Source organism: Stenotrophomonas sp. P5_B8 (assembly GCF_054049855.1).
This window is the reverse complement of the sequence record NZ_JBFULO010000172.1, coordinates 1-7,763: the sequence shown is the minus strand read 5'-3', so window position 1 is coordinate 7,763 and position 7,763 is coordinate 1. Positions and strand designations below refer to the sequence as shown.

The 7,763-nt window shown below is 67.9% G+C and carries 7 protein-coding genes and 1 pseudogene; all 8 read right to left on the bottom strand.

Going from position 1 to position 7,763, the window contains the following annotated elements:
* Positions 1 to 267: pseudogene (locus ACXJKH_RS11090) on the bottom strand (DNA polymerase III subunit delta'); the annotation flags it as partial.
* 1 nt (position 268) lies between these two features.
* A complete protein-coding gene (gene tmk / locus ACXJKH_RS11085) occupies positions 269 to 934 on the bottom strand; it encodes a dTMP kinase (RefSeq protein ID WP_457319468.1) in 666 nt (221 codons plus the stop codon).
* Positions 931 to 1,989 (bottom strand): endolytic transglycosylase MltG, encoded by a 1,059-nt coding sequence (gene mltG, locus ACXJKH_RS11080; RefSeq protein WP_457319467.1) that lies wholly within the window; start codon positions 1,987 to 1,989, stop codon positions 931 to 933. The genes tmk and mltG overlap by 4 nt, the downstream gene beginning before the upstream one ends.
* Before the next feature lie 66 nt (positions 1,990 to 2,055).
* The gene (locus tag ACXJKH_RS11075; protein ID WP_457319466.1) at positions 2,056 to 3,411 is read right to left on the bottom strand and encodes an aminodeoxychorismate synthase component I; all 1,356 of its coding nucleotides are present in this window, start codon (positions 3,409 to 3,411) and stop codon (positions 2,056 to 2,058) included.
* A gap of 81 nt (positions 3,412 to 3,492) precedes the next feature.
* Positions 3,493 to 4,755 carry a beta-ketoacyl-ACP synthase II gene (gene fabF / locus ACXJKH_RS11070; RefSeq protein ID WP_256775672.1) on the bottom strand — a complete coding sequence of 421 codons (1,263 nt, stop codon included), beginning with the start codon at positions 4,753 to 4,755 and terminating at the stop codon, positions 3,493 to 3,495.
* Between the two features lie 136 nt (positions 4,756 to 4,891).
* Positions 4,892 to 5,131 (bottom strand): acyl carrier protein, encoded by a 240-nt coding sequence (acpP, locus tag ACXJKH_RS11065; RefSeq protein WP_017357544.1) that lies wholly within the window; start codon positions 5,129 to 5,131, stop codon positions 4,892 to 4,894.
* A gap of 153 nt (positions 5,132 to 5,284) precedes the next feature.
* Positions 5,285 to 6,028, bottom strand: a complete 744-nt coding sequence (gene fabG, locus ACXJKH_RS11060) for a 3-oxoacyl-ACP reductase FabG (protein WP_256775671.1) — start codon at positions 6,026 to 6,028, stop codon at positions 5,285 to 5,287.
* A gap of 72 nt (positions 6,029 to 6,100) precedes the next feature.
* Positions 6,101 to 7,045: an ACP S-malonyltransferase gene (fabD, locus tag ACXJKH_RS11055; protein WP_457319465.1), complete on the bottom strand. Its 945-nt coding sequence runs from the start codon at positions 7,043 to 7,045 to the stop codon at positions 6,101 to 6,103.
* Between the last annotated feature and the right edge of the window lie 718 nt (positions 7,046 to 7,763).

Below are 7,763 nucleotides of genomic sequence, written 5' to 3'. Positions count from 1 at the left end.
GCGCAGCTTGTCGCCGGACTTGTTGGGAATGAACGAGATCAGCTGCAGGTCCGGGTGGGTACCGGCGGCGATCAGCTGCGCGCTGCGCTTGGCCGCCGCGGGCTCGCCACTGCACAGGATGTGCTGGGCCATGCGCAGTGCCACCGCGCGCTTGCCCAGCCCGGCCGGGCCGCAGATCAGCAGGCCATGGCCGAGTCGGTCGGCATCCAGCGCGGCCACCGTCTGGTCATACGCGCGTTTCTGCCAGGGGGAAAAGGTCTCGCTCATCTCAGCTCTCCGGTGCCTGCGCCAGCCACACATCCACGGCAGCCACCACCGCCGCGGCGACGCCGGCCTGGTCCTGGCTGGCGTCGATCAGGCGGAAACGGGCGGGATCCTCGCCAGCGCGCTGGCGGAACACCGCGCGTACCCGCTGGAAGAAGTCGTCCTGTTCGCTCTCGATACGGTCCGGCCACATGTCGCGGCCGTTGGCGCGGGCGCGCCCCACTGCCACGTCCACGTCCAGCAGCAGGGTCAGGCCGGGCAGCAGGCCGACCGCGCGACGCTCCAGGTCGGCGATCCAGGCCGGATCCAGGCCACGTCCACCGCCCTGGTAGGCGTAGCTGGAATCGGTGAAGCGGTCGCTGATCACGTAGGCCCCCCGGCGCAACGTCGGCTGGATCACCTGGCGTACGTGCTGGGCGCGCGCGGCGAACACCAGCAGCAGCTCGGCCTCGGCCGACAGCGGCTCGGCGGCGATCTCGATGTCCGGCTTGAGGACCAGCGCGCGGATGCGCTCGGCCAGCGGCGTGCCACCCGGCTCCCGGGTCAGCAGCACCTCATGCCCGCGCGCGCGCAGTGCATCGCGCAGCGCGTTGATCGCGGTGGTCTTGCCGGCCCCCTCGCCACCTTCCAGGCTGACAAAGCGCGGGTGGCGCAGCAGCGCGGCGGTCACTGCGGGGCCGCCTGGCTGCGCTGCTGGCGCAGCTGCTGCAGGTAGCGGGCAACGGCGGCGTTATGGTCGGCGTAGTTGGCCGAGAACACGTGCGCGCCACTGCCATCGCCCACTGCAACGAAGTAGAGCGCATTGCCGGCAGCCGGCTGGGCGGTGGCATGCAGTGCGTCGCGGCCGGGCATGGCGATCGGCGTCGGGGTGAGACCGGCGCGGGTGTAGGTGTTGTAGGGCGTGTCGGTGGTCAGGTCGCGCTTGCGGATGTTGCCGTCGTAGCTGCTACCGATGCCGTAGATCACGGTGGGATCGGTCTGCAGGCGCATGCCGATCTTCAACCGGCGCACGAACACGCCGGCAATCTGCGGACGCTCGCTGGGCAGCGCGGTTTCCTTCTCGATGATCGAGGCCAGGGTCAGCAGTTCGTAAGGCGAGTTCAGCGGCAGGTCGTCGCTGCGGCTGTCCCAGGCGGCGGTCAGTTCCTTTTCCATGGCGGCGTGCGCGCGCTTGAGCACGTCCACGTCGCTGTCGCCGCGCTGATACACATAGGTCTCGGGAAGGAAGCGGCCTTCCGGATGTTCGCCGGGGAAGCCCAGCGCCTTCATCAGCGCCGCATCGTCCAGGCCGTCGGTGGTGTGCACGAGCGGATCGGCGCGCTTGAGCGCGGCGCGCAGCTGACGAATGTTCCAGCCCTCGACAATGGTTACCCGGTGCTGCAGCACCCGGCCCTGGCGCATGCGCAGCAGCAGCGCGCGCGGGGTCAGGCTGGCATCCAGCGCGTACTCGCCCACCTTGAGCTTGCCGGCCGCATCCAGCTGGCGCGCCAGCAGCTGCCACTGGGTGTCGCTGCCCTCGTCCACGCCGACCGCGCGCAGCTTGCCCAGGACGGTGTTCAGGCCGTCGCCGGGGGCGATCACCATGCTGGGCTGGTCGGGCGTCAGCGGCGCATCGGCGAAGCCGCTCTGGCTGTGCCAGAACCACGCCCCCGCACCGGCCAGCAGCACTGCTGCCAACAGCAGCATCGCCAGCACGGCCAGACAACCCCGTTTCGCACCCGCCATGGTCACCTCGAATCGATTTCGCCGCCGCGCAGCATACCGCGCGGGTGCTGCACACCGCCAAACGGCTCAATCATGCCGGCCCAGCGCCCGCATCAGGCCGCGCGCCTTGGCGCGGGTTTCGTCCAGTTCCTTGTCCGGGTCCGAATCGACCACGATGCCGGCGCCGGTACGGAACGCGGCGCTGCCCGCGCTCACCTCGGCGGTGCGGATCAGGATGTTCAGGTCCAGGTCGCCGTCGCGGTTCAGCCAGCCGAACGCACCGGTATAGGCGCCACGCGCGGTCTGTTCCAGCTCGGCGATGATCTGCATGCAGCGCACCTTGGGGCAGCCGGTGATGGTGCCGCCGGGGAAGGTGGCGGCGATCACCTGGCCGGGGCTGACGCCCTCGCGCAGGCGGCCGCGCACGTTGCTGACGATGTGGTGCACATGCGCGTAGCTTTCCACGGTCATCAGCTCATCCACTTCCACGCTGCCCGGTGTGCAGATGCGGCCCAGGTCGTTGCGCTCCAGGTCGATCAGCATCACGTGYTCGGCRCGCTCCTTGGGATGGCCGACCAGCTCACGGATACGCGCGGCATCGTCGTCCCCGGCGAAGCGCGGGCGGGTCCCTGCGATGGGACGGGTCTGCACGTCATCGCCATGCACCGACACCAACCGCTCCGGCGAGGAACTGACCACCGCCCTGCCCTGCGCCATGAACAGCCCGGCGAACGGTGCCGGGTTGGCGACCCGCAACTGGGCGTACAGCGCCTGCGGCGACAGCGTGTCGCTGAACTGCGCCTGCCAGCGCCGCGACAGGTTGACCTGGAACACGTCGCCGGCACGCAGGTAATCGATCACCTTGCCGACGCCGTCGGTGAAGCGCGTCGGCGCGTCTTCATGCATGTCTGCCGGTGGCTGCCAGGCCGGCAATGACGGCAGCGCGGCGCTCGCCTGCAGGTCGGCCAGCAGCGTCTGCAGCAACGCGTCGTGGTCAGGCTCGCACACCGCGTGGTACTGGCCGAGCACGCGGTCGTGCAGCACCGCAGCCGGGCAACGCAGGGCCAGTGCCGAGGGCAGCCCGTCGGCGCGCGCCGGCAGCTGCAGCACGGTCTCGATCTGCCCGGCCAGCTCGTAATCCAGCATCAGCGCCCAGCCGCCGCGGAACGGCAACAGCGTCTCTTCGCGGGGCAGCCGCAGGGCGGCCCAGTGCGCATCCAGCACATCAAGGAAGCGGCCGGAGTGCGCTTGCCCTTCGGCATCGCGGACGACGCCGTCGGCATGCAGTGCCTGCGCCTCGCCGTTGCCCATCAGCAGCAGGTCCCAGCGCCCCTGCGCGGTACCCGAGGCAGTGGATTCCATCAGCAGCGGATAGCGCTGCGGTGCCACGCGCTGCAGCGCGAGCAGGTCGGTGGTGGCGGGCAACGGCTGGATCAGGAGCATGGCGGGAAACCGGAAGGAGCGAAGGCCAGATACACCAAGGCCGCCAAGATGGCGGCCCGGTGCGTGTGCGGCGGCAGTGGATCAGACCCGCTTGAACACCAGCGTGCCGTTGGTGCCGCCGAAGCCGAAGCCGTTGGACATGACCACGTCGACCTTGGCATCGCGTGCGGTGTTGGGCACGTAATCCAGGTCGCAGCCTTCGCCGGGCTGGTGCAGGTTGATGGTCGGCGGAATCACGTTGTCGCGCAGCGCCAGCACCGAGAAGATGGCTTCCACACCGCCGGCCGCGCCGAGCAGGTGGCCGGTCATCGACTTGGTGGAGCTGACCATCATTTTGTGGGCGTGGTCGCCGAACGCGGTCTTCATCGCCATGGTTTCGCCCAGGTCACCCAGCGGCGTGGACGTGCCATGCGCATTGAGGTAACCCACCTGGTCCGGGGTCACGCCGGCGTCCTTGAGGGCCATGGTCATGCAGCGCGCCGCGCCTTCGCCGTTCTCGCTCGGGGCGGTCATGTGGTACGCATCGGAGCTGGCGCCGAAACCGGCCAGCTCGGCATAGATGCGCGCGCCACGCGCCTTGGCGTGTTCGTATTCTTCCAGGATCAGGATGCCGGCACCGTCGCCCAGCACGAAGCCGTCGCGGTCCTTGTCCCACGGGCGCGAGGCTTCCGCCGGCGCGTCGTTGCGGGTGGACATGGCCTTCATGGCGCAGAAGCCGCCCAGTGCGGTCGGCGAGGAGCCGCGCTCGGCGCCGCCCACGACCATCACGTCCGCATCGCCGTACTGGATCATGCGCATGGCGGTGCCGATGGAATGGTTGGAGGTGGCGCAGGCCGACACCGCCGAGAACGACGGGCCCTTCAGGCCGGTGATGATGCTCAACTGCCCCGGGAGCATGTTGATGATGGTCTTGGGCACGTAGAAGGGCGAGATCTTCTTGCCCTCGTGGAAATCGATGGTTTGTTCTTCGATACCCAGCAGGCCGCCGATGCCGGCGCCAACGATGGCACCCACGCGCTCTGCGTTGCCGTCGGTGATTTCCAGGCCCGAATCGTTCAAGGCCATGAAGGCGGCACCGAGGCCGTAATGAATGAACGGGTCCATCTTCTTGGCATCCTTGCCACTGACCCGGAACGTGCCGAACTGTTCGTTGTCGGCGGTGATGTCGAAGTCCCTGACCTCACCTGCAATCTTGGTGGTGAAACGGTCCAGGTAGGATTGCGAAACGTTGGTCAGCGGACCGATGCCGGAACGGCCTTCGGTAATGCCCTTCCAACTGGTGGCCATATCATTGCCCAACGGCGAGACCATGCCCATGCCGGTAACGACGACGCGACGCTTCATTGCAGATTCTCCTGACCCGGATGTTGCGGRTATGACGCGGTGTAACGCTTAAATGCACAGGGCCGCAAGCGCGGCCCCATGGGATTGCCGCGCGCGGCTGGGGCAGGTGCCACCGCCGCGCGCAAGCCGCCTGACATCAAGCCTTGACGTGGGCGTTGATGTAGTCGATTGCAGCCTGGACGGTGCTGATCTTCTCGGCTTCTTCGTCCGGGATTTCGCACTCGAACTCTTCTTCCAGCGCCATCACCAGTTCAACGGTGTCCAGCGAGTCAGCGCCCAGGTCATCGACGAACGATGCGCTGTTGGTGACTTCTTCTTCCTTGACGCCAAGCTGTTCGACGACGATTTTCTTGACGCGTTCTTCGATGGTGCTCATTGGATATCGCTCCAGATGGAGTAGTGGTTCAAAAATGACGCCATCCGGTAATGGATGACCGTGGGATAGTGTAGTGGAAACCGGTGATGCCTTACATCGCTGCAAAACACCTTTCAGATCAACCACTTGCGGCGCGGTCCGTGCGCCACATGCTTACGGCATGTACATGCCGCCGTTCACATGGAGGGTTTCGCCGGTGATGTAGCTGGCCGAGGGACCGGCCAGGAACGCCACCGCATTGGCGATGTCGGAGGCTTCGCCCAGGCGTTCCAGGGCGATGGACTTGACCAGGCCGGTGCGCTGTTCTTCGGGCAACGCCTTGGTCATGTCGGTGTCGATGAAGCCGGGGGCGACCACATTGACGGTGATGCCACGCGAGCCGATTTCCTTGGCCAGCGACTTGGAGAACGCAATGATGCCGGCCTTGGCGGCGGCATAGTTGGCCTGGCCGGCATTGCCGGTCACGCCGATCACCGAAGCGATGTTGATGATGCGGCCACGGCGTGCCTTCATCATGCCGCGGATGACCGCCTTGGAGGTGCGGAACACGCTGGTCAGGTTGGTGTCCAGGATGGCCTGCCAGTCCTCTTCCTTCATGCGCAGCAGCAGGTTGTCGCGGGTGATGCCGGCATTGTTGACCAGGATGGTGATGGCGCCGAACTCCTTGGCGATGCCGTCCAGCACCGCGTCCAGCGCAGCAGCGTCGGTCACGTTCAGCGCGCGGCCATGGCCGCCGGCAGCGGCCAGGCGCTCGCCGATCGCAGCAGCGCCGGCGTCGGTGGTGGCAGTGCCGATGACGGTCGCGCCCTGCGCGGCCAGTGCGTCGGCAATGGCGGCGCCGATGCCACGGCTGGCGCCGGTCACCAGTGCGATTTCACCCTGAAGGGGCTTGCTCATCTGTAGTTCCTCGAACGGGACCGATCCACGCGCCCGGCCCGAAGGCAGGGCGACGCGAACGCGGTCGAAGGATCAGGCAGCCCAGGTTTCGCGGGCAGCCTCGAAATCGGCGGGCGTGGACAGTGTGCGCGCGTCCAGCGATTTGTCGATGCGCTTGATCAATCCGCTCAGCACCTTGCCCGGGCCGCACTCGGCAACGCGGGTGACGCCACGGGCGGCCAGCGCCTGTACGCAGCCGGTCCACTGGACCGGCAGGTACAGCTGCTGGACCAGCGCCTGGCGGATGGCGTCGATGCCGTCATGCACGCGGGCATCGACGTTCTGCACCACCGGCAGCGCCGGGGCGCGCCAGTCCAGCCCGGCCATGGTTTCGGCCAGGCGGTTGGCGGCTTCGCGCATCAACGGGGTGTGCGAGGGCACGCTGACGGCCAGCTTGACCGCCTTGCGCACGCCCTTCTCGGCCAGCAACGCCAGCGCGCGGTCCACCGCAGCGGCGTCGCCACCGATGACGATCTGACCGGGGGAGTTGAAGTTGGCCGGGACCACCACCTGGCTGCCGGCGGCCTGCACGCAGACCTCCTGGACCAGGGCGTCCTCGGCGCCGAGCACGGCGGCCATCGCGCCGACACCGGCCGGGGCAGCGTCCTGCATCAGCTGCCCGCGCAGGCGCACCAGATGGGCGCCGTCGTGCAGGGTGAGGGCGCCAGCGGCGACCAGGGCGGTGTACTCGCCCAGGCTGTGACCGGCAAGGACGGCGGGCTTGGCACCCCCCACCGCATTCCAGACGCGCCACACGCCAATGCTGGCGGCCAGCAGGGCCGGCTGGGTGTATTCGGTGCGGTTGAGCATTTCCTCGGGACCGCCCTGCGACAGCGCCCACAGGTCGACACCGGCGCCGTCGGAGGCCTCGGTGAAGGCATCGCGGACCTGCGGGTGCAGCTCGGCCAGTTCGGCGAGCATGCCCAGCGACTGCGACCCCTGGCCGGGGAATACGAATGCGAGATTGGAATCGGTCACGCGGTCATCCGCCTGCAAAAATCGAACGGCGAATGATAAGGCCGAACACCGCCCTGCGTCTGTACTGGCGCGTATGTGGCGAGGGGTTATTGGCCGCGCTGAAGCGGGCGCGAAGGTCAAAAACGCGCCCGCACCATCGGGGAGAGGGCTGGGGCGGACCGGGGTGCGGGACACGCCGAGAATCCATCCCTGGGGGCTCGCATGCGCCATCCATGGCGCATGACGGTCCCGCACCGCGGCCCCCACCCCAGCCCTGCCCTGTCCTGCCGAGGATGGTCGGCACGCCTGGAAAGACCAACGCCGGGCAGCGGCCTTCGTTTGGGTTGGAGGTGCCGAGCATGGCTCGGCACTACCCTCTTCTTAAATGACGGGCAGGCCTGCCTTGCTGAGACCCGGCAACGCTGAGGCGAAGTGACATTGATCGCCCACCAGCACCGACCCYTGCAGCCATGCCYGGTGTGCAGGCGAGATCCAGAGTGGAGCAGCGGCCTTCGTTTGGGGCTGGAGGTGCCGAGCATGGCTCGGCACTACCCTCTGCCCAGAATGACGGGCAGGCATGCCTTGCTGAGACTCGGCGGGGCTGAGGCGAAGCGCCGTTGATCACCCACCCACGCCGGCCCTTGCAGTCCTGGCCGGTGCGCAGGCGAGATCCAGAGTGGAGCAGCGTCCTTCGTTTCGGGTTGGAGGTGCCGAGCATGGCTCGGCACTACCCTCTCCC

Excerpts from the sequence above, each read along its gene's own strand:
- acpP (WP_017357544.1), bottom strand. The coding sequence starts at position 5,131 with ATGAGCACCATCGAAGAACGCGTCAAGAAAATCGTCGTCGAACAGCTT.
- fabF (WP_256775672.1), bottom strand. The coding sequence starts at position 4,755 with ATGAAGCGTCGCGTCGTCGTTACCGGCATGGGCATGGTCTCGCCGTTG.
- fabG (WP_256775671.1), bottom strand. The coding sequence starts at position 6,028 with ATGAGCAAGCCCCTTCAGGGTGAAATCGCACTGGTGACCGGCGCCAGC.
- mltG (WP_457319467.1), bottom strand. The coding sequence starts at position 1,989 with ATGGCGGGTGCGAAACGGGGTTGTCTGGCCGTGCTGGCGATGCTGCTG.